The sequence below is a fragment of the Fusibacter fontis genome, from assembly GCF_055378735.1.
Window position 1 is genome coordinate 3,257,171 of record NZ_AP042445.1, and the last position, 22,708, is coordinate 3,279,878.

19 protein-coding genes and 2 riboswitches are annotated in these 22,708 nt (G+C 37.4%); of the genes, 12 read left to right on the forward strand and 7 right to left on the reverse strand.

The genetic code is table 11. The annotated features are described in order from the left end of the window. Positions 1-21: 21 nt before the first annotated feature. Positions 22-2,685 carry a cation-translocating P-type ATPase gene (locus ACZ41W_RS14780; RefSeq protein ID WP_464312763.1) on the reverse strand — a complete coding sequence of 888 codons (2,664 nt, stop codon included), beginning with the start codon at positions 2,683-2,685 and terminating at the stop codon, positions 22-24. 261 nt (positions 2,686-2,946) lie between these two features. After that, positions 2,947-3,855, reverse strand: coding sequence for an exopolyphosphatase (locus ACZ41W_RS14785; protein ID WP_464312764.1), 909 nt, complete (start codon positions 3,853-3,855; stop codon positions 2,947-2,949). Positions 3,856-4,071: 216 nt separating this feature from the next. On the opposite strand from ACZ41W_RS14785, the gene ACZ41W_RS14790 reads away from it, so the two are divergent. From ACZ41W_RS14790 to mnmM, 5 genes are all read left to right on the forward strand, one after another. Beyond that, the gene (locus ACZ41W_RS14790) at positions 4,072-4,851 is read left to right on the forward strand and encodes a M48 family metallopeptidase (protein WP_464312765.1); all 780 of its coding nucleotides are present in this window, start codon (positions 4,072-4,074) and stop codon (positions 4,849-4,851) included. 123 nt (positions 4,852-4,974) lie between these two features. After that, positions 4,975-5,190 (forward strand): FeoA family protein, encoded by a 216-nt coding sequence (locus tag ACZ41W_RS14795; RefSeq protein WP_464312766.1) that lies wholly within the window; start codon positions 4,975-4,977, stop codon positions 5,188-5,190. A gap of 87 nt (positions 5,191-5,277) precedes the next feature. Further along, positions 5,278-7,233 (forward strand): ferrous iron transport protein B, encoded by a 1,956-nt coding sequence (gene feoB / locus ACZ41W_RS14800; RefSeq protein ID WP_464312767.1) that lies wholly within the window; start codon positions 5,278-5,280, stop codon positions 7,231-7,233. Between the two features lies 1 nt (position 7,234). Next, positions 7,235-7,402: a FeoB-associated Cys-rich membrane protein gene (locus ACZ41W_RS14805; protein WP_464312768.1), complete on the forward strand. Its 168-nt coding sequence runs from the start codon at positions 7,235-7,237 to the stop codon at positions 7,400-7,402. Positions 7,403-7,547: 145 nt separating this feature from the next. Next, entirely contained in the window at positions 7,548-8,102 is a 555-nt protein-coding gene (mnmM, locus tag ACZ41W_RS14810; protein ID WP_464312769.1) for a tRNA 5-(aminomethyl)-2-thiouridylate-methyltransferase MnmM, read from the forward strand. A gap of 26 nt (positions 8,103-8,128) precedes the next feature. On the opposite strand, the gene ACZ41W_RS14815 is transcribed toward mnmM, so the two are convergent. Continuing rightward, the gene (locus tag ACZ41W_RS14815) at positions 8,129-8,500 is read right to left on the reverse strand and encodes a YtxH domain-containing protein (protein WP_464312770.1); all 372 of its coding nucleotides are present in this window, start codon (positions 8,498-8,500) and stop codon (positions 8,129-8,131) included. A gap of 148 nt (positions 8,501-8,648) precedes the next feature. Between ACZ41W_RS14815 and ACZ41W_RS14820 the strand changes: the two genes are divergently transcribed. Continuing rightward, the gene (locus ACZ41W_RS14820) at positions 8,649-9,821 is read left to right on the forward strand and encodes a glycosyltransferase (RefSeq protein WP_464312771.1); all 1,173 of its coding nucleotides are present in this window, start codon (positions 8,649-8,651) and stop codon (positions 9,819-9,821) included. Positions 9,822-9,993: 172 nt separating this feature from the next. Continuing rightward, a riboswitch (cyclic di-GMP riboswitch) is annotated at positions 9,994-10,105 on the reverse strand. Positions 10,106-10,114: 9 nt separating this feature from the next. Then, positions 10,115-10,220, reverse strand: a riboswitch (cyclic di-GMP riboswitch). Positions 10,221-10,251: 31 nt separating this feature from the next. On the opposite strand, the gene ade is transcribed toward ACZ41W_RS14820, so the two are convergent. Then, on the reverse strand, positions 10,252-12,003 hold the full coding sequence (ade, locus tag ACZ41W_RS14825; protein ID WP_464312772.1) for an adenine deaminase: 1,752 nt from the start codon (positions 12,001-12,003) through the stop codon (positions 10,252-10,254). Between the two features lie 586 nt (positions 12,004-12,589). On the opposite strand from ade, the gene ACZ41W_RS14830 reads away from it, so the two are divergent. The 5 genes from ACZ41W_RS14830 (at position 12,590) to ACZ41W_RS14850 (ending at position 18,565) form a co-directional block, all read left to right on the forward strand. Beyond that, positions 12,590-13,507, forward strand: a complete 918-nt coding sequence (locus tag ACZ41W_RS14830) for an ABC transporter permease (protein WP_464312773.1) — start codon at positions 12,590-12,592, stop codon at positions 13,505-13,507. Between the two features lie 12 nt (positions 13,508-13,519). Then, positions 13,520-14,716 carry an ABC transporter permease gene (locus ACZ41W_RS14835; protein ID WP_464312774.1) on the forward strand — a complete coding sequence of 399 codons (1,197 nt, stop codon included), beginning with the start codon at positions 13,520-13,522 and terminating at the stop codon, positions 14,714-14,716. Between the two features lie 13 nt (positions 14,717-14,729). Further along, a complete protein-coding gene (locus tag ACZ41W_RS14840; protein WP_464312775.1) occupies positions 14,730-15,758 on the forward strand; it encodes an ABC transporter ATP-binding protein in 1,029 nt (342 codons plus the stop codon). Then, positions 15,751-16,749, forward strand: a complete 999-nt coding sequence (locus ACZ41W_RS14845; RefSeq protein ID WP_464312776.1) for an ABC transporter ATP-binding protein — start codon at positions 15,751-15,753, stop codon at positions 16,747-16,749. The genes ACZ41W_RS14840 and ACZ41W_RS14845 overlap by 8 nt, the downstream gene beginning before the upstream one ends. Before the next feature lie 154 nt (positions 16,750-16,903). Continuing rightward, entirely contained in the window at positions 16,904-18,565 is a 1,662-nt protein-coding gene (locus tag ACZ41W_RS14850; RefSeq protein WP_464312777.1) for a peptide ABC transporter substrate-binding protein, read from the forward strand. 66 nt (positions 18,566-18,631) lie between these two features. On the opposite strand, the gene ACZ41W_RS14855 is transcribed toward ACZ41W_RS14850, so the two are convergent. After that, positions 18,632-19,312 carry a hypothetical protein gene (locus tag ACZ41W_RS14855; RefSeq protein ID WP_464312778.1) on the reverse strand — a complete coding sequence of 227 codons (681 nt, stop codon included), beginning with the start codon at positions 19,310-19,312 and terminating at the stop codon, positions 18,632-18,634. Positions 19,313-19,436: 124 nt separating this feature from the next. Between ACZ41W_RS14855 and ACZ41W_RS14860 the strand changes: the two genes are divergently transcribed. Then, entirely contained in the window at positions 19,437-20,585 is a 1,149-nt protein-coding gene (locus ACZ41W_RS14860; RefSeq protein WP_464312779.1) for a ribose-phosphate pyrophosphokinase, read from the forward strand. 7 nt (positions 20,586-20,592) lie between these two features. Here the strand turns inward: ACZ41W_RS14860 and ACZ41W_RS14865 are convergent, their stop codons facing one another. Together ACZ41W_RS14865 and ACZ41W_RS14870 are read right to left on the reverse strand one after the other, a co-directional pair. Continuing rightward, positions 20,593-22,050: a SpoIIE family protein phosphatase gene (locus ACZ41W_RS14865; protein WP_464312780.1), complete on the reverse strand. Its 1,458-nt coding sequence runs from the start codon at positions 22,048-22,050 to the stop codon at positions 20,593-20,595. After that, positions 22,043-22,657, reverse strand: coding sequence for a flavin reductase family protein (locus tag ACZ41W_RS14870; protein ID WP_464312781.1), 615 nt, complete (start codon positions 22,655-22,657; stop codon positions 22,043-22,045). The genes ACZ41W_RS14865 and ACZ41W_RS14870 overlap by 8 nt, the downstream gene beginning before the upstream one ends. Positions 22,658-22,708: the final 51 nt, after the last annotated feature.

The following is a 22,708-nucleotide window of genomic DNA, read 5'->3' on the forward strand; positions in this document are numbered from 1 at the left end:
AAACATGTATTTTATGAGTTTTTATTGTCTTTTTAATAGACGATTAAACGCTTTGATGATTTCGTTTAATGTTAATGGAATCAGCGATAAACCGAGAACGATGAGCCAATCTCTTCCAGACAACATTTGTACTTTAAAGGCATTCGCCAAAGTTGGAACGCTAATTACAATAAATTGAAGTGCTAATCCAAACACAATTGCGCCGATAAGGGCTTTGTTCTTAAACAATCCAATTTGAAAAATCGATTGAATGCGATGTCGCATTGCAAGTGAGTAAAATAGTTGTGAAGCAGCAAGTACAACAAATGCAATCGTTCGTGCATAGTTAATGACATCTTCTGGGATGCCTTTTGATCCTAAGCTAAATCCATGTTCAGAAAGTCCGATATAGAATCCAATCAAAGTCAGTGCGCCGATGAGAACACCACCTAAGATTGCGCGTAATCCAGCGCCTTCAGCAAAGAAACTTTCTTTTGGATTTCTTGGCTTTTGTTTCATGACGTTTTTATCGCCTGGATCGATTCCAAGTGCAATTGCCGGTAAGGAGTCCGTAATCAAATTGATCCATAGAATTTGTGTTGGCAACAATGGAACTGGCCAAAAGAATAAAATAGAGGCCAAGATGGTCACAATTTCACCTAAATTACAAGATAATAGAAACACAACAGTTTTTTTGATGTTGTTATAGATATTTCTACCTTCTTCAATGGCATTGACTATCGTTGAAAAGTTATCATCCGTTAGAATCATATCACTTGCACTTTTAGCAACATCCGTACCGGTGATTCCCATTGCGACACCGATATCGGCGTATTTTAGAGAAGGGGCATCGTTGACGCCATCTCCAGTCATGGATACGATATTGCCATGTGATTTAAACGCCTTGACGATCTTTACTTTGTGTTCAGGGGATACGCGGGCGAACACGCGATATTGATTGATATTTTGAGTAAACACATCGTCTGAGAGCATATCGATCTCTGCCCCTGTAATACTTTCTTCAATGGAAGAGGCAATTCCGAGTTCTTTTGCAATGGCAACAGCTGTATTTTTATGATCACCTGTAATCATGATAGGACGTATGCCTGCTGCTTTGGCTTCTTCAATAGAAGCTTTTACTTCAAGTCTTGGTGGATCAATCATACCAACCAAACCTACAAAGGTTAAATCTCGTTCCATTTCAGAAGAATCAACGGGTTGATCGACAACTCGTGTTGCAGAAGCGATGACTCTTAAAGCCTGATCAGAGAGCAAATTGGTTTGATGCATAAGTGTCTGTTTGTGCGCATCTGTCAAAGGTTCAACAGTCCCGTTGATCAGAATATGTGTACAGTGTTTCAAAATGCTATCAATCGCTCCCTTGGTAAAGATGCGATATCCAGTTGCTTCTTTATGAAGTGTTGACATCAATTTGCGGTCAGAATCAAATGGAAATTCCGAAATTCTTGGATGTCGTTCATTCAGAAGTTGCTTGGTCATCTCGTGTTGATAACCAAGAGCAATTAAAGCGATTTCTGTAGGATCTCCAGTGCCTTCTTTTCCGTCATATGTCGCATCGGAGCATAGAACCAATGCTTCAATCAGCATTTTTTCATCCTCTGTTAAGCTGTGTGATGAGATTTTAATTGTTGGATCTAGGTGACTGAGTTTATCCCAAACGAATGTATTGAGAACGGTCATTTTATTTTGAGTCAATGTACCGGTCTTATCTGAACAGATGATATTTACAGAACCGAGTGTTTCCACAGCGGGGAGTTTTTTGACGATGGCATTGATCTTGGACATCCTCGTTACACCGAGGGCAAGAACGATGGCTACGATTGCTGCTAACCCTTCTGGAATAGCGGCAACTGCTAAACTGATAGCCGTTAAAAACATGTCGAAGAGCTCTCTTTTTTGGAAGAAACCGATCACGAGAATAAGTGCACTGATACCTAAAGCAAGCATGCCTAGGATTTTTCCCAGTTCATCTAATCGACGCTGTAAAGGGGTCATTTCTTCGACGCTTTCATCGAGAATCTTTGCAATTTTTCCGATTTCTGTGTTCATACCAGTTGCGATGGCAATTCCTTCACCACGGCCGTATGTTACAACCGTTGACATGAAAGCCATGTTCTCCTGATCGCCTAATGAAGTTTTTCCTTCTGTTAAGACACTCAGGGCATTTTTATCTGTTGGGAGTGATTCGCCAGTAAGCGCAGCTTCTTCAATTTGTAAATTTGCACTCTCGATTAAGCGTAAATCAGCAAGGATGTAGCGCCCTGCATCTAATATGAGAATATCTCCAGGGACGATATCTTCCGAGTTGACTTCTTTAATTAGTCCGTCTCTTCTAACTAAGGCCTTTGGAGACGACATCTTTTGAAGTGCTTCAATGGCTTTTTCAGCCTTGTATTCTTGAAAAACGCCAATAACTGCGTTTAGTATGACAACGAGTAATATAATGATTGCGTCTGTATATTCTTTTATGGCAATGGTAACAGCCGCTGCTCCTAATAAGACGTAAATAAGAGCATCTTTTAGCTGAGATATAAATAATGAGAATAAACTCTTTTTCTTTTTGCCAACTAGGGCATTTTTGCCATACTGTTCTAGGCGTTGTTGGACTTGAGATTCACTCAAACCTTTTGAAGGGTCTACTTGAAACTCTTCTAAAGTGGATTCAATAGGTTTTGAATAATACATAAATAACTCCTTAGGTTCAAAATGTAAATAGTAAATGAAATGGTTCAATGTGATTAAAGTAATATGAATCATAATATTATATCATAAATCCCGTGTTAATCACATAAAAAAGCATCTTGAACGCCTTTCATACGACATTTTAGATGCTTTATTTTATGAGTAACATTAGATTGTTAAAACCGGTTTATGGTTAATGCCAATCGCGTAATACGGTTGATGCAAACCGCGAATATGGCTGATTCAAAGCTTATAAATAGGATACTATGCTTGTAATGCAAGAATGATATTTTCAATGGACGTGTCTGCTCCATCGTAAGCAACTTGACAGGTACCTACCATTTTATGCCCACCACCACCGTTTTCGAGCATTAACTTTCCGATGTCAACCGAACAAGTGCGATTGAGGATGCTATAACCGCAAGCAATGGAAACATTTTGTTTTTGCTTGCCATCTACGATCCACATGGACACATTTTGTTCTGGATATAAACTGTAAATTAGAAAGCGATTGCCAGTATAAATTGGAGAAACATCTCGAAGATCAGTTACAATGACGTTCTTTTCAATTCTCGTATGGGCTTGTACCATCTCTTTAAACAACGCATCTTGTTCGAAATAGAGATCGACGCGCTCTTTCACATCTTCAAGAGCTAGAATTTCATCGATGCTCATATTGCGGCAGTGATTAATCAATTCTTCCATTAATTGATAATTGCTAATTCTAAAATCTCTAAAACGACCTAAACCAGTTCTTGGATCGGAAATAAATCCAAGTAATATCCAACCGGTAGGTGAAAGAATTTCATCTTTTGTCAATTGACCAGAATCCACTTTATCAACGGCTTCGATCATGTCTTGGTACTTTGGAAATTGTTTTGCGCCGCCATAATATTCATATATAATGCGAGCTGCAGAAGGTGCCAATCGACTTTCGCCTTTTACTTCTTGTGTCCAGCCTAAACGCTCATTCTCTGAGGTATGATGATCAAACCACATCCCACAACCAGGAACAAATGGGACGTTTGCAAGGACATCATTTTCCGTAGGTGTAAATAAACCATCTTGTAAATCCTTTGGATGTACAAACACCCATGAATCAATAATGCCAGCTTCCTTTAAAAGCATGCCGCTAATTAGACCATCAAAATCAGAACGAGTTACTAAACGCATAAATACCTCCTCATATACTCAAAACAGGATCTCTGGATCAAATTCAATCTTTATTGTCTTTCGAAAAGTCTTTCGGGATGGTTGGTGTTTCTTTGTTGTTGTTTCTTAATTGCTGTATCGTTTTCTATGGTGTTTGTAGAAAGACTTATTTAATATATAATATATACGATAATTTAAGGAAAAAAAACAGAAAATTCATAAATAAAGGAAACTTTCATGACAAAAAGACATTCTAGTAGTGAAAATCATAAACAACATAAAACATTGTTTCGCTATACGATGGTGTATTCTAAACGTAAATCAATCGCAATTAGCATGGATAAAAAAGGAAATATTCGAGTGATGGCGCCTAATAAATGCCCTGAACACGTTGTCCTTCAGTTCGTTGAGCAAAAAGAAGATTGGGTGATGAAGCATCTCAATCATCAAAAGTTAACACCAAAAAGACAACTAAGTTTTAATGAGAATGCCCAATGGGAACTTCTGGGTAAATGTTATTCACTGAAAAAGGATCAGGTCGCTTTCAAGCGGGATGAAAAAGTTGTAATTGATGACACCTTAAATAGCATTCACATGTTTAGTGCAGATTTTAATGAAATGGCTTTGTTTCATTTAATGGAAAGAGAACTCAAAAAAATTGCTGGAGATACGATTAAAAATCGAATGGAACAAATGTCTGCAGCAACTGGACTCATACCGAAACAGGTATCCGTTAAAAGTCAGAAATCTAGATGGGGCTCATGTACGTCACGTGGGCATATTCTACTTAACTGGCGCTTGATTTTTGCCCCCTTGTTCGTCATGGACTATGTCATTGTTCACGAATTATGTCACTTAAAGCATTTAGATCATTCTAAAAATTTTTGGCAAGCTGTTGCATGTATTGATCCAGAATATAAAGAAAAACAAGAGTGGCTGAAAACGCATGCTTTGTTACTTGAATGGGATGCTGAACTTATTCAACGTTCAGAGGAAAATTCTGTTAAGAAGAGTTAACAGCTTTCAAATGTTAAAAAAAACACAATGCTATTGACAGTTAATAATGAATATGATAATCTTTATCAATAAGAGCAGATAATAATGATTATCATTAGCAGGATTAAAAAAGAGGGTGAATTTATGATGTTATCCAAAGCAAAAGTGGGTCAAACAAAGTCAATAGCGAAAGTAGAAGGTAAGGACAAGACAAAGAATTTTCTTTTTACGCTAGGCTGTTGTGAAGGTGAAGAAATTACACTGATTTCAATATTGGCAGGAAATTATATCGTCAATATCAAAGATTCAAGATATGCTTTAGATGAAGCGATGGCGAAAGCAATTGTCTTAGCTGATTAGTATCACCAAAAAATATAAACCGCTGATAAGGCGGTTTTAATTCGGAAACAACTTGATAATGATTATCATTAACGAAGGAGAGAGCATATGAAGATCGCACTCGCCGGCAATCCCAATTCCGGCAAAACAACCTTATTTAATGCCATAACAGGCAAAAGAGAATACGTTGGAAACTGGGCAGGCGTAACCGTGGAGAAGAAAGAATCTCCTCTGAAAGGGAAATACAACAAGCTAAATGACAAAGTAAGAATTGTTGACTTACCTGGAGCCTATTCAATTTCGCCGTATACCAATGAAGAAGCTGTTACGAGAGATTTTATCTTAAGTGAATCGCCAGATGTGATCATTAATATTGTCGACGGTGCAAATTTTGAGAGAAGTTTATTTTTTACCACTCAATTAATTGAGTTAGGAATTCCTGTTGTGATTGCATTGAATAAGACGGATGTACTTAAAAGAAGAAATAATCAATTAGACCTCAAAAAATTAAGTGAAAAATTGCACTGTCCTATTATTGAAACAGTTGCAAGTGAGAACAAAGGTTTAGTTGAACTAACCGAAGCTGCACTCAAAGCAGGGACTGCAAAACAGCGTCAACTAGCACTTGATTTTTCCACGGATAAGGACGGTATTGAAGCGGATAAAGCCAGACAATCCTATATATCTGAACTTGTTCAAAGTGTTACCATTACCGCAACTGATATGTCGAAAATCACTTTTTCAGATAAAGTGGATCGAATTGTCGCACATAAGTTATGGGGACTTCCAATCTTTTTCCTTATTATGTGGGCTGTATATTGGTTTTCAATTGAGGGTTTAGGTGGATTCTTATCAGGATATTTTAATGACACTTTATTTGGTGAAATCATTCCGAATGCTGCCAATTCATTCTTTGAAAGCATCCATGTGGATCCGTTGCTCCAAGCGCTCATCGTCGATGGTGCCATTGGAGGTGTGGGTGCCGTAATCGGTTTCTTGCCACTTATCATGGTACTCTTTTTCTGCTTGTCTTTACTTGAAGACAGCGGGTATATGTCACGTGTAGCTGTTTTAATGGATCGTTATTTCAAGAAAATTGGTTTATCTGGTAAATCGATTATCCCGATGATCGTTGGATCTGGCTGTTCAATTCCTGGAATCATGGCAACTCGAACGATTGAAAATGATAATGAAAGACGTATGACGACTATTTTAACACCATTTATTCCGTGCGGTGCGAAACTACCGATCATCACGTTGTTTGCAATGGCATTTTTCCCAAATGCGAGTTGGATTGGTCCAAGTTTATATGTTCTTGCATTTGCATTGATTATCGTTGGGGGATTGCTTTTAAAACGCATCTTCAATTTCGAAAGTGAGACGCATTTTATCTTAGAACTTCCTGAATATAAAATTCCAAGTATTAAACATGCTACAATTCAAATGTTTGATAAGGCAAAGGCATTTATTATTAAAGCCTCTACCATTATTCTCGTCATGAATACGCTCGTTTGGTTTATGCAGGCATATGGATTTAACTTCCAACCAGTTGCAGATCAAAGTGCAAGTATATTAGCGTATGTCGGTCGTTTTATCGCTCCAATTTTAATTCCTCTTGGCTTTGTTGGATGGCAATTAGCCGCTGCTTCAATCACGGGTTTTATTGCAAAAGAAAACGTTGTTGCGACATTTGCAGTATTACTTACAGTTGCATCTGAAGATGCTTTACATGTTCCGGGAGGTGTATTATCGGGTTTCTTTACACCTGTAACCGCATATGCATTTTTAGCATTTAATTTATTTACACCACCTTGCTTTGCTGCAATGGGTGCAATGAGAAGCGAAATGAAAAGTGGAAAATGGTTATTAAAAGGGTTATTCTTCCAGTTTAGTGTGGGATATCTCGTCGCGATGTTCATTACTCAAATTGGTAGCTTAATAGCATATGGAAAACCAGCGGTTGGTTTTGTACCAGCTGTGATTATTGCTATTGCTTACGGTGTGAGTATTGTGTATTTGATAAATCGTGCAAAGAAAAAAGGTGCGATAGAAATGGTAGGTTAATATGGGTTCAACATTGATTGTTGGTGCAATATTTTTGTTTATTCTGTTTTTTTCAGGAAAGCGCGCATTGAAAGACTTAAAAAGTGGAAAATGTGCAGGGTGTAGCGGATGTGGTAGCGGATCGAGTTGTAATACCAAATCTCAGCCATGTGATATTAAGATTTTATAGAACAAATTGCTTTAACAAATTGGGGGAGATATCGTTTAGATATAGCCCCTTTTATTTTTCAGAGGTATAATATTAACGCGTTATGATGATACATACATTAATTCTGTATCATCAATAAAAAAAGTCACTTAAGGAGATTCGTGATATGATACGTAATTTAAATGCATTTTTACACGGGTTACTTGAAGGATATCTTGAAAGTGGTATGCAAGTTGTCGATGCAACCATTGGAAAGGGAAAGGATACAGAATTTTTATGTGAAAAAGTTGGAATTACAGGGACTGTGATTGGTTTTGATATACAAAGGCAAGCGGTTGATGTAACCTACGAGAGATTAACTGGAAGATTTATGAATTTTAAACTCTACTGTGCATCACATGAAAATCTTTTAACCTATTGTCCTATGAATTCACAAGATTTGATCTTATATAATTTGGGCTATTTACCCAGCTATGATAAATCGATTACAACACTTCTTGCATCGACGCGACAAAGCATTGAGCAGGCCCTATTGGTGGTGAAAAAGGGTGGGGTTGTGATTATCACGGTATATTGCGGGCATGATCAAGGGAGAGAAGAGGCAGAATGGGTTAAACAGTATACAGCTGATTTAGATGCGAAAGCATTTCACGTCATGATGTTAAATTATATGAATCAACCGAAAGATGCGCCTTTTATAATAATCGTCGAAAAAAAATAGGCTATTACAGCCTATTTTCAAGTGGATTAATCTTCATAGTTTTTAATTTCATCATACATGAGTTCTTCTTCAGGTTCATCTAAAACTGTAGGTGTCACATCGTTTTGGGGTGCAGGTTTTTTAGTGAATTTTTCTTTGAGTACAGGTGCTAAATTTTCAAGTGATGTTCCTACTTTTTTAATGGAATTTGAAGCATTTTCTTTCAAATAATCCGCGCCATCTAGCACTTTGTCTTTTACATCTTGTCTCATTTCTTTGCCTGATTTTGGAGCAGTGAATAAAGTGATTACACTTGAAATAATGCTACCAAGAGCAAATGCACCGCACACCTTCATGAAAACGTGTTTCTTTTGTTTTTTTAACTCAGCTTGTTTTTTTTCTTTCATTCTCTTAATCATAAATTGAGCTCCTTTTCTTAAATTCGATTCGTGTATTTATTACCCAAAAGTTTTAGTTAAAAACGGTTCTAATCCAATTTTAACTATGATGTTGATTAGAATGATGATAAAATTTAGGTGTAAGTCTATTGAGTGATAAGGGGTTTTTATGAAAAAATTAAATGTCGGTATCTTTAACGATTCATTTCCACCAATTTTAGATGGTGTTGCCAATACGGCAGTTAATTATGCGAGAACCATTCAAAAATTATATGGAAAAGCAATTGTTGCGACACCGTGGTATCCGAAAGTGAAAGATGAGTATGCTTTTAAGGTGATTCGTTATTCAAGTGCCAATATAAGCAAACGAGTTGGATATCGTTTTGGCAATCCATTCAACCCTCTTTTAATTAAGCGAATCCAAAAAGAGCAATTAGATATTATGCATATTCATAGTCCGTTTACGTCTGCTTTGCTGGCGAGAATTGTTCGAAAATACACAGGCGCACCGATTGTATTCACATATCATACTAAATTTGATGTCGATATTGACAAACGAGTAGCGTTGACACCTGTTAAAAATGTTTCTGTTAAAATTATTCTCAATAATATCAACGCATGCGATGAAGTTTGGGTCGTATCTGAAGGAGCTGGTGAAAATTTACGCAGCTTGGGATATAAAGGCGAGTATTATTTGATGGAAAATGGTACGGATTTCGCGAGAGGTGCTTCAAGTCATGAAGCGGTTCGTAAGCTTGAAGAAAAATATCAGCTTCAATCGGATGAAACCGTCTATTTATTTGTTGGTCGTATGATGTGGTATAAAAATTTAAAATTTACCATTGATAGTTTAAAGGCAGCTATGGATCAAGGTGGGCAATTTAAAATGTTCTTTGTAGGTGAAGGCGTCGATCGTAAAGATATTATGGCCTATGTGGATGAACTGGGTTTGAGTGAACGTTGTATTTTCACTGGACCGGTCTATGATCGAGAAGAGTTAAGAGTTTATTTTAGTCGTGCAAATTTATTTTTGTTTCCATCGACTTATGATACCAACGGAATCGTGGTGAGAGAAGCAGCTGCTTGTGGTTGTCCAGCTTTATTAATTGAAGGAAGTTGTGCAGCAGAGGGAATTCAACACGAAGATACGGGGATTGTCATCAAAGAGACTGTTGAAGAGATGGCTAATGAAATCTTAAGAGGTGCTGAGGATAGGGAACGATTGAAACAAATCGGAACGAATGCGGCCGAAAAAATTTATTTGTCTTGGGATGAAGCTGTTGGAAGAGCATACGATAGATACCATCATATTATTGAAAAAACAAAGGCTTTGAGCAGTTGATTTCTAGATGTTTCAATCTGCAATCGCTCAGTCTGTATACAAAATGATATAAATGATCTAAATAAAATAAGGAGTTATAGCCGGTTAAATCTCAAATGATTTAATGGCAATAACTCCTTTTTATTTTTTGTAAAAGTAGTTTTCTGCAAAAAATACGCACAAAAAAACTTTTCTCGGTGACTGGCTACCATGCTTTAAATCGTGTCATATTTGAATGATGATTTAAAGTTTAGGTCCTTTTAGTTTTGCGTCACATAATTTCTTATGTTTTGCTATGATTCCGAAAAGTTTTTGTTGGTAACTGGCTATCATGTGATGAAGGTGAGCGAATTCACAATTCATCATTTAGATCCTTCAGTTTTGCGCCACATAATTTCTTATGTTTTGCTTATCTATATGATACCCAGAATTATGTTAACCAAACATTTTTTTATATCTTTTCAGAAACTGGAATGAAGTCAAATTTTTTAACATCAAAGTAACCACGATCGGTTATTTTGAGTTCTGGAATAACCGGTAGAGCTAAAAAACTGAGAGTCATAAAAGGTTCAAGAGATTCTGGAATGGACAAATACTCTTGAGTGAGTAGACGTAGTTTTTTGAGTTCTTCAGAGACAAATTCCATGGAGTTTGTCGCCATGAGTCCGGCAATTGGTAAGGCAAGTGAATGCAAAATTGCGCCTTTAGTGGCTATGGTGATTCCACCTTGAAGTCGAATGAGTTCATTGATGGCACATGCAATATCTTTGTCATTATCGCCAATCGCGATGATGTTGTGAGAATCATGTGCGATAGTAGTTGCAATTGCACCATTTTTAATATGAAAATTCTCAACTAGTCCAATTCCAATGTGGTCTGTATGACCGTGTCTTTCTGCAACGACGATCTTGACAATATCAAGGTGTTCACTTGGTTTGAAATATTGATTTTCATCGACGTAAACTCGACGAATCGCATGCTCTGTAACAATTGAGCCAGAAGTGATGCGGATCACATGTGCCACGTCACTTTGTAGTTTGAGTTTCAGTTGTTCTGTGGTAATAGGCTTTAGTTTAACTGTATTTTGAACGTGCGTCGAATTTATCGGATTCGAGTCAAATAACGCAACTCGGTTTTCAGCAACCTTGATGCCTTTTTTATAAACCGAAGTGATATTAAAATCTTGAAAGTTATCAAAAACAATTAAATCGGCATCATAACCAGGAGCTATCGCGCCTATATCGCGAAGTTGGTAACATCTAGCGGGATTTATAGTGGCAAGTTGAATCGCTGTAATTGGATCAATGCCCAGTTCGATTGCGCGACGCACATTATAATCGATATGACCTTTTTCAAGAATATCCTCAGGATGTTTATCATCTGTGCAGAACATACATAAATTTTTAGTCTGGTGATTGATGCCTTTGATTAGGGTGTCGAGATTCTTAGCTGCAGTCCCTTCTCGAATGGCAATATACATACCAAGGCCGATTCTTTCTTCCATTTCTTCCATAGTGGTACATTCGTGATCCGTTCTTATACCATTGATCATGTATGCATTTAAAGATTTTCCGCTCAAACTCGGACCATGTCCATCGATGATCATGCGATCCGCCATTTCCATTTTGTCGAGCATTTCTAAAGACCCTTCAATGACACTTGGATAATCCATCACTTCACCGAGGCCCAAAACTCTTGGATTGTGGATAAGCGCTTCCAAATTTTCGCGTTTTAGCACAGCGCCTGAATTTTCGTAAGGCGTTGCGGGTACGCAGGAAGGCAGCATAAAGAAACCGTTGAGTATGGAACTGTCTGTGGAATCCATCATGTACTGAATGCCTTCAATCCCCAAAACATTTGCAATTTCATGGGGATCTGCGATGACAGTTGTCGTGCCTCTAGGAACAATGATTCGCGCCATTTGATCGGGGGTAACTAAAGTCGATTCCATATGCATGTGCGCGTCAATTAATCCCGGCGCAACAAAAGCACCATTCAGATCAATACAATTCTTCCCTTCGTAATGACCGATGCCAATTATTTTTCCATGATCAATGGCAATGTCCGATTCTACAATTTTTCCGTTAAAAACATTGACGATTTTGCAGTTTTTAAGAACGAGATCAACAGGTACTTTACCTGATGCAAGTCGTGCTCTGAGATGCATGCGATCTACTTTTTCCATATTTGTATCGAGCTTCATGGGTGGCCTCCTCTTTATAAATAGACATATTAATGGGAGCAAATACGATCCTATTTGACTTGTTCGTTAAATGGCGCATTAAAATAATTATTAACATTATATATACCAATTAAATGTAAAATCAATTCATTTATTAAAATAATCCAAAGTTTGCAAATTGGCATGTATCAGAAAATTCAGACAATTGCATTTCAAACTCGATTGAAATGTCATAAAATACGAAAAAGCAATGAAGTCGAAAAACAACTCGAAACACTCGTGTTACGAAAAGTTCATATTCGCACAAGGACTGAAAATATCCCACGTGATCAAATTTAAAATCAGGCTATTTTTGATAAAAAATGAAATTAAATGAAATCTTCTGATAGCAATGATTCATAAATGATTTCTCTGGGAGAGATGTGAAGAGCAAAAAATAATGAACGATTTGTAATAACCCACAAATGAACGATGTATAAATAAATTTATATGACAATTGTGCGGTGTTACGAAAGTGAAATTAATTGCAATATTCAAACAATTGGATTATTATAATAGATATTATTGCGCAAAGTGAAGAACAGACTAAAATTAAGGGGTGAAAGAATTGGGCAGATTTTTAGTGAGAAGAATTCTGGCGATGATATTAACGCTCTTCGTAATTATTACGATTACGTTTATCATGATGCATGCTATCCCAGGGGGACCATTTACAAGGGAAAAGCAACTTCCAGACGCCGTATTAGAAGCACTGAACAAAAAGTATCATCTAGATGATCCACTCTGGAAACAATTTTTCGACTATGTGAAAGGCGTTGTGACATTTAATCTAGGACCGTCATTTCAAAGAGCTGGCGTAACTGTAAATCAATTGATTTATGAAGGGTTTCCCGCAACTCTAAAAATCGGTTTGGGGTCGGTGATCGTCATTATCTTGTTAGGTATACCGCTTGGCATTGTATCGGCGCTTAAGCAAAATAAATGGCAAGATGGATTGGTTATGTTTTTAGCGACTCTGGGGGTGACCATACCATCATTCGTCATGGCTACGGGAATTATTTATATCTTTAGTGCGAAGTATAATATTCTACCATCCAATGGTTTAACATCGTGGAAACATATGATTGGTCCGGTAATTGCTTTATCGGGATTCTCATTATCTTTTGTTGCAAGGCTTATGCGTTCGAGTATGCTAGAGGTTTTACAGCAAGATTATATTCGAACAGCAAGGGCAAAGGGTCTTTCCAATAATAAAGTCATCTATAAACATGCACTTAAAAATGCATTGATTCCAGTAGTGACTTATCTTGGACCGATGATTGCAACACTTCTTACAGGTTCGTTTGTTATTGAAAAAGTATTTGCAATTCCTGGAATGGGAAAACACTTCGTTGAAAGTGTAGGAAATAGAGATTATACCGTTCTCATGGGAATTACGATTTTCTATGCATTGTTCTTGGTCATTATGGTTTTAATTGTTGATATTGTATACAGTTTTATTGATCCAAGAATAAAAATGGAGTAATGGGGGGACAACATGGCAGAACAGACGATCAAAAGCGAATTGTGGGAATCGATTCCCAAGGAAAATAAAGAAAGTGAAGTCATTTCTAGACCGAGCATGACTTACTGGGAAGATGCTTGGAGAAGGCTTAAAAAGAATAAATTATCGATGATTGGATTGTTGTTTATTGTACTCATGTCTTTAACGGCAATTTTTGGACCTTACGTGATTCAGCATGATTATTCAACTCAAGAGTTGACTCTTGCCAATATACCACCTTCTATTGAAATTTATCGGGTAACTGAAGATACTTATTTTTATATGCACAGCGAATACAAGTTGTTCAATGTCACTGAAAATGGTGTCCTAGGAGAGAAAATCAAAGAAGCTCAAAATAATCTCAATGAAAGAAATCGCGTTTATAACATTGATGGGCATGAAGTGATTCTAGATTATAGCTTTGCTTCTAAAACACCTGAAGAAAATCCAGAAGGTGTAAAATTTAAAATTTTTATTGACGGTGAAGAAGCCACTGTCGCAGATAAAGTTCGAAATAAAACCTATATATTGGGAACAGATGCGCTTGGTCGTGATATGCTTGCGAGAGTCATCTATGGAGCGAGAATTTCACTTCTTATTGCTTTGATTGCAACAGTTGTAAACTTCTTTATCGGCGTGTTATACGGAGGCGTATCGGGATATTTTGGTGGACGCGTGGACAATTTTATGATGCGTATTGTCGATACCATCGACGTTATTCCGCTCCTGTTATATGTTATCTTGTTATCTGTTATTTTTGAGCCTGGTCTCAAATCCATCATTATCGCACTTGGCTCGGTTTACTGGGTGAGCATGGCGAGGATTGTTAGGGGTCAAGTGCTGAGTTTAAAAGAACAAGAGTATGTTCTAGCAGCTCGAACTTTAGGTGCAAGTTCTTTTAGAATTATGATTCGTCACTTGATTCCAAATGCCATGGGTCCGATTATTGTATCCATGACGATGATGATTCCAAGTGCTATTTTTACAGAAGCATTTTTAAGTTTTATTGGACTGGGTGTAAACGCACCACTTGCTTCGTGGGGAACGCTCGCAAATGATGCACTTGGTGGTTTAAGATCGTATCCTTATCAATTGTTCTATCCTTCTTTAGCAATATCATTTACCATGCTCGCATTTAACTTTTTGGGAGATGGATTAAGAGATGCTTTAGACCCAAGACTGAGAAAATAGAGAGGTGTAGACAATGGCAGATAAATTATTACAAGTCAACAATTTAAAAACATCGTTTTTTACACATGTAGGTGAAGTACAGGCAGTTCGCGGTGTGAGTTTTGGATTAAATGCAGGAGAAGCGCTTGGTATTGTAGGAGAATCTGGCAGTGGTAAAAGCGTCACCTCTATGTCGCTTATGAAGTTGCTGCAGTTTCCTGGAAAAATTATTGATGGTGAAATATTGTTTGAAGGGACGAATCTGGTGAACAAAAGTGAAAAAGAGATGCGTCGCGTAAGAGGTAATGATATCGCAATGATTTTTCAAGATCCGATGACTTCGCTCAATCCAGTTTATACAATAGGGAATCAAATCATAGAAGCAATATTAGAACATCAACATGTTACGCATGCGCAAGCAAGACAAAAAGCCATTAAAATGCTAGAACTTGTTGGTATACCATCGCCTGCTAAACGACTGAATAATTATCCTCACGAGTTTAGTGGTGGTATGAGACAAAGAGCGATGATCGCTATCGCACTTTCTTGTGAACCGAAACTTTTAATTGCAGATGAACCGACCACAGCGCTGGACGTGACGATTCAGGCGCAAATTCTGGAACTTATGAAAGATTTAAAAGAGAAAATTAATACTTCGATCATTCTCATAACGCACGATTTGGGCGTTGTGGCAGATTTATGCTCAAGAATTATCGTGATGTATGGCGGGCTGATCATGGAAGAAGGCACAGCAAGACAAGTGTTTTACGATCCTAAACATCCATATACTATGGGACTTTTAAAATCTATTCCGAAATTACACAAGAAAGATAAAGAACGATTGATTCCAATTGATGGAACACCACCTGACTTGGTGAAACCTCCTTCGGGATGTCCGTTTTATGCTCGGTGTGATTACGCAATGAAAATTTGTAAAGAACAACAACCACCTTATTTTAGCGCAGGTCCAGGACATCGATCTATGTGTTGGCGTTTACATGAAGACGCTCCAGCAAATGAGCATTTCAGCAAAGTCTTTACAAAGGGGGATCAACATGTCTAAACAATTAAATCAAAATGATGTGCTGCTCGAAGTGAAGAATCTCAAAAAGCACTTTGTAAGTAAGCATGGAATTTTAGGACAGAATGTCGTAACTGTTCAAGCGGTTGATGGTGTGAGCTTCAAAATCCTAAGAGGCGAAACCCTAGGACTTGTGGGTGAATCCGGCTGTGGAAAATCAACAACTGGCAGAACCGTCATTCGGCTCTATGATGTAACAGAAGGCGAAGTGATCTTCGATGGAACGGATTTGAGTCAATTAAGTCAAAAGGAAATGAGACCTTATAGGAAAAGAATGCAGATGATTTTTCAAGACCCCTATGCTTCTCTGAACTCTAGGATGACCGTTGGAGATATTATTGGTGAAGCGCTTGATATCCATAAATTGGCACAAGGTGAGGAAAGACAAAGAATTATATATGAATTGCTTGAAAAGGTTGGATTAAGCAAAGATCACGCCAATCGCTACCCTCATGAATTTTCTGGTGGGCAACGGCAAAGAATTGGCATAGCGCGCGCGCTTGCTGTAAGTCCTGATTTTATCATCTGTGATGAGCCTATATCAGCACTTGACGTGTCGATACAAGCACAAGTAGTCAACATGCTACAAGATTTACAAAAGGAAATGGGGTTAACATATTTATTTATTGCACATGATTTGTCGATGGTGAAACACATATCGGATCGAATTGGAGTTATGTATTTGGGTAAAATGGTGGAACTTGCTAGCTCGGATGAGCTTTATGACAATCCGGTTCACCCGTATACTCAAGCGCTTTTATCTGCAATTCCAATACCGGATCCGGACGTAACCAGTGAATCGCAGCGAATTGTTTTGCAAGGGGATGTTCCATCTCCGATCAATCCACCAACTGGATGCCGTTTTAGAACGAGATGTCAGTATGCAATGGAAATTTGTAAAGAGCAAGAACCTGAATTTATTGAGGTTTCGCCTAATCATTTTTCTGCTTGTCATCTGAATCGTTCTAAGTAAGAAACATTTTTATAGAATTTCTAAAATAATTGAATATTCTGAAAAATATTGGATAAATATTTGTAGTGTGATGAATAATTTATTTTTTGTTACTTGACGCTAAGGCGTTTTAAGTATAAACCAGACAATCATAATTAAAGGGGGTTTTTGATTAATGAAAAAATTGTTAGCATTGTTGTTAGTATTTATGTTAGTGTTCTCGTTTACTGCTTGTAGCAAGAAAACTGAGACAGAAGAAGAGACAGTTGCAACCACTGAAGGTACAACTGCAGCACCTAAGACATATACTGCTGAAGAAGTGGTAAAAATCTATGAAGTTAGAAGAGCATTGACACTTGCAATTGACAGAACTTTGATTTGTGAACAAGTTGCAAGAGCAGGACAATTACCAGCATCTGGTTTTGTACCTCCTGGATTAAAAGATTCTACTGGAGCAGATTTTAGAGAAACTGCTGGGGACTTTGGCATACCTGCAGATAGTTCAGGTGTTGAGGAAGCACAAAGATTATTAGCTGAAGCGGGATTCCCAAATGGCGAAAACTTCCCAACTTTAACACTGATCTATAATACAAGTGAAAGCCACAAAGCAATTTGTGAAGCTGTTCAAGAAATGTGGAAGAAAAATCTTAATATCAACGTAGAAATTTCTAACCAAGAATGGGCAGTATTCCAAGATACAAGACATCAAGGAAACTTCTCTGTAGCACGTGCTGGTTGGATTGGTGACTACGAAGATCCAATGACATTCTTGGATTTATGGTTATCTTATTCAGGTAACAATGATGCACACTGGAAAGTAAAAGCTTATGATGATATGATTGAAAAATCAAAATTGGCTTCTGGCGCAGAAAGAGATCAACTTTTATATGACGCAGAGAAAATGATGATGGATGATTTGATTATATTACCAATTTACTACTACACAAACCCAATCATGGTTAAAGAACATGTTAAAGGTTGGTATTTATCAACATTGGGCCACTGGTACTTTGGAAATACAACAACTGATGATGGTACATTACAATGGAATTTAGGTTCTGAGCCTAAAACAATTGACCCAGCTCTTAACAGTGCTGTAGATGGTGGTCACATTATCAACAACACATTTGAAGGTTTGATGAGAAAAGATGATGAAGGCGTTAAACCAGCTATGGCTGAAAGTTACAAAGTATCTGACGATGGTTTGGTTTACACATTTACATTGAGAGATGCTAAATGGTCAGATGGTCAACCAGTGAAAGCACAAGATTTCGAATATGCTTGGAAACGTGCGCTCGATCCAGCTGTTGCATCTGAATATGGTTTCCAAATGTTCTACATTAAAGGTGCTCAAGAGTACTATGAAGGTACTGGTAAAATTGAAGATGTTATGATCAAAGCAGTTGATGATAAAACATTTGAAGTGACTTTAAACTCACCAACACCTTACTTCCTTGATTTAACTACTTTCTATACATTTATGCCTGTAAGACAAGATGTTGTAGAGAAAAATCCAGAAGGTTGGGCATCTGATCCAGCTATGACTGTATCAAATGGACCATTTGTATTATCAGAATACAAAACTGGTGATAGAATTATACTTGTTCCAAATAAAAACTACTGGAAAGCAGCTGATACTAAGTTGACAAAAATCGAAGCAATGATGATCGTAGATCAATCAACTGGTTTAACAGCTTATGAAGCAAACGAACTCGATATCTTAGATGATATGCCAACTTCTGAAATTCCAAGATTGTTAGCAGAAGATAAAACATTCCAAATTATGCCTTACGTTGGAACTTACTATTTTATCTTTAACGTAGATGTTGAAAAGTAAAATGAATTAGCTTCTCCTTAAAAAATGGAGTTACTGCAAATCTGTGTTAGATTGCAGTAACTCCATTTATATTGTCCATTGATCATGAACGATGTAAAATAATTTCCAATCGCCATCCACTTGTTCGAAGACTAAAATCAAACTGCTCCAGTCCATCCCTTCATATGTTTCGTCGAAACCCGGAAAGTGAAATTCAACATAAGAAGCAGTGGGATAAACATCCAAAACGTTAAATAATGTATTTCCGGAACCGATTTTTTGATTTTGGCCGATGAGTGGGGCGTTGAGATAGTCGGCATTCCAAACGAAAGTTTGAATATATTCTGGTGCGTCCAATACCATGGGTTCGCCAGAACCATCATAGTCACCCCAAGTATAAACTGGGTCAGATTCTTCTAAAATAGAGAGTTGACCTTGATCAAAGTGCTGGTCTTCATCAGGAATAATATAAGCATAAGGTGAAAATGATAGCCCTTTTTCTGTGTGAACATAAGTGTCGAGAGTTGTATAATCAGATGATGCGATTGCCTTGGTTACAGCTGTGGCAGTTTCAAGAAGTGTTAATGGAACTGCAGCAGATTCTTCGGTAGACGCCTCGGTAGACGTCTCGGTCATTTCCTCAGTAGTTGCCTCTGTAGATGCCTCGGTTGAATCTTCAACGGGAGTTGAAGGATTAGAACTACATGAACATAAGATGAGAGAAAGCATGAATAAGATTCCAATTACAATGAGTTGATTCAGTTTCATAATATACCTCCTATATTCATTATAGCTTGTTTATGAAAATATGAAATTATCATTTTAACACTGGATAAAACTGTCATCATTGGGTAATATAGAGTATGAAGAAACTCGTTTGACGGAGGGTAAAATGAGAAAAGAGGATTTTGAAAAAAATGCACCATTTGGCGAACTGGGATTAATTATCATGGACAACTGTGAAACCGTTGGAAAATACATTGATGATCACTTGATTGAGATGCGACGTAACTGTGTAGAGGATGAATGTTTAATACCAGATACGTTTATCATCAAGAAAAAGGAAATCCGATTTTCAAATGGTGAGGGAAAAATATTTCTAGAGGAGTCTGTGAGAGGAAAAGATATTTATATTGTCACGGACATTGGAAATTATAATGTCTCCTATACGATGTATGGATACGAGAATCGAAAAAGTCCAGATGATCATTTGCAAGATATCAAGCGTGTACTTTCTGCTATGGCAGGAAAGGCTAGAAGAATTACTTTGATGATGCCACTACTTTATGCATCGCGCCAACATAGTAGAAAAGGAAGAGAATCTCTTGATTGTGCAATGGCCCTTCAAGAACTTGAAAAATTAGGTGTAAACGACATTTTGACATTTGATGCACACGATCCGACCATTCAAAATGCAGTGCCACTCATTTCATTTGAAAACATGTATCCAACTCTTGATATTGTTAAACGATTTATGACAGATGAAACGGAGCTTTTTAAAGATCCATCAAAGATGTTGTTAATCAGTCCGGATACAGGTGCAATGGATCGTGCGGTCTATTACAATGGTGTTCTTGGTTGGGATATAGGTCTCTTTTACAAAAGGCGCGATCATAGTAAAGTTGTTAAAGGAAAAAATCCAATTGTACAACATGAGTACATTGGTAGAGATGTAAAGGATTGCAATATCTTGATTGTAGATGATATGTTGGCGTCTGGAGAATCTGTTTTTGACATCGCAATTGAACTCAAAAAACGCCAGGCAAACCGAATCTTTGTTGCTACGACGTACGCGTTGTTTACAGAGGGTGTTGAAAAGTTTAATCGATTTTATGAAGAGGGCTTGATTGACAGGCTCTATACGACGAATTTATCTTACGTCCCTGAGGCAGCAAGACAATCACCTTGGTTTGCAGAAGTAGATATGTCAGAACTCATGGCGAGAATTATATATCGTTTAAATTTTGATCAATCCATTAGCGATTTGATTGATACACATAAAAATATTCACGATCTCATGAAGAACGTGAATATTGTGTAAGACGTGTTTATTGGCAATTAAAAGTGAAGATGCAAACTGTTTCATCATCAATCATGGGATTGTTTGATTGAAACAAATTGAGCACATCGCGACTATTTTCAATCGCATTTATTTGATGAGAAATATGAGGAACAGCCTTGTTGATATCTAGGTTGTGATTTTCATAGAGACCATCTGTAAATGCGATTATTTTTTTGATATCAGGATAAGACTTAGTTTGCGATGTAAAAATTTGCTGATTGAGTACCCCAAGCATCATGTTGGAAGACTCGATGGTCAGTATGGATTTGTCGTGATTCTCGATTAAAAGAGGTGGATGTCCTGCGTTGATGATTTGGATTGTATGAAGCGCGATGTCAATTTCAATAAATATACCGGTGACGTACTTGCCATCTTCTTCGTCTGTATCGTTTAATGCGCAAAGATTGTTGTTGATTTCAAACACGGCATCTTTTAACGTGAGATAACTGATGTGTGCATCAAAAAGCTGAGTAACAACAAGTGCAATGAGTGCTGAAGATACACCGTGACCAATGACGTCTATGAGCATAAAATTGAATTTGTTTGCTCGACCACGGGCAAAATAGACAAAATCGCCACCTATTTCATTGTATTCTGACAGTGAATACTCAAAATGAAAATCTGAATGCTTAAAAGAGTGAGGTAGAAAAGTTTTAAGAACGCGTTTGGCAATTTGAACATCGTGTGAAAGAGATTCCAAAAGCATTTTTTCTCGCGTTATATTTTTTCCGATTTTGAGATACTTTTCAATCTGGTTGTGAGAGTTAAGGATGGGTGTAATGGTAGCTTCCTCGTAAAAAAGATGTCGATTTTTCGACGTGTTGATAAAGGTACCTTCCCATACCTTCCCAGATGAAATGGTGTCCCAAAGATTTTGATAAAATTCAGATGGATGCTGTCCGGATTTAATTATATTGGGTGAATTTGCAAGGAGATCCTCTGTTTCGTATTCGGTCAGATTCACGAAATAGGGATTCGCGTATTCGATATAGCCTTTTTTATTGGTAATGACAATCGAATTTTGTGCGCTGTCGATAATACTGTCCAAAAGTTGTATGCGATTTGAGTGATTGAGAGCTTTTAAAAATAAGTCAAAGACAGCATCAAATTCAGCGTTGAAATAATTGTCTCTTAAATAAAATTGAATCCCATTTTCGTAAAGCCATTCATAGATGTCGTTTTCCACTGGCACATTGATGACAATCATATACCGATAAGAAGATTTGAGTGCCTCCATGGAAAAATGTGCCTCTTCAGAAGCGCTTTTTAACAAGTGGTAGTCGATGATTAATAGATCATAAACAAAATTAGGGCGCTCAAGAGTGAATGAAAGGTGCGTAATAGACTCGAGTTGCGGACCTGCTTTGTCGATAGTATTTAGAATTCTTTTGTAATTCTTTGCTTCTGCTACAATGTCGATGTAAGCAGTTTGTCGCTTAAACATGGAGATCCTTCTTTCTCTTAGACACTTGACTTCGCTTTTTTTGAGTTTTCTTTTTCATGATAGAGTAACCAAAAGTTCCGAGTTGTTTTCCTAATGTATAATACCCACCATGCAAGTAAGCAATGGGATTTGCTTGATCTAATCGGAATTTACCGGTTCCTTCAAGGTAATCATCTTCAATCGTCACACCTAAAACTTTTGCAAGAAACATGTCGTGAGAACCGAGTTCTATCACTTGGGTTACTTGACATTCAATGCTCACTGGACATTCTTTTATAAGTGGAACTTGAGTGTAAGTGCCTGAAATAGCCGTTAACCCCATTTCTTTAAATTTATCGACATCCCGACCGGATTTAACACCACAATAATCGGTCGCTTTAACAAGTGCCTCTGTGGTCAAATTGATGACAAATTCGCCGCTTTCTTTGATTAAATCGTAAGAATAGCGTTCTTTTCTAACTGAGATATATGTCATTGCAGGGTCAGAACAAACGGTTCCGGTCCATGCAATCGTGATAATATTTGGATGTTCCATTGTGCCGCAAGTAACCATAACGGCAGGTGCTGGATAAACCATCGTTCCTGGTCTCCATACTGTTTTTCCCATAGTAGACTCCTTATTGATGAACGCTCTGTAGATGTATATTTTCATGTATGA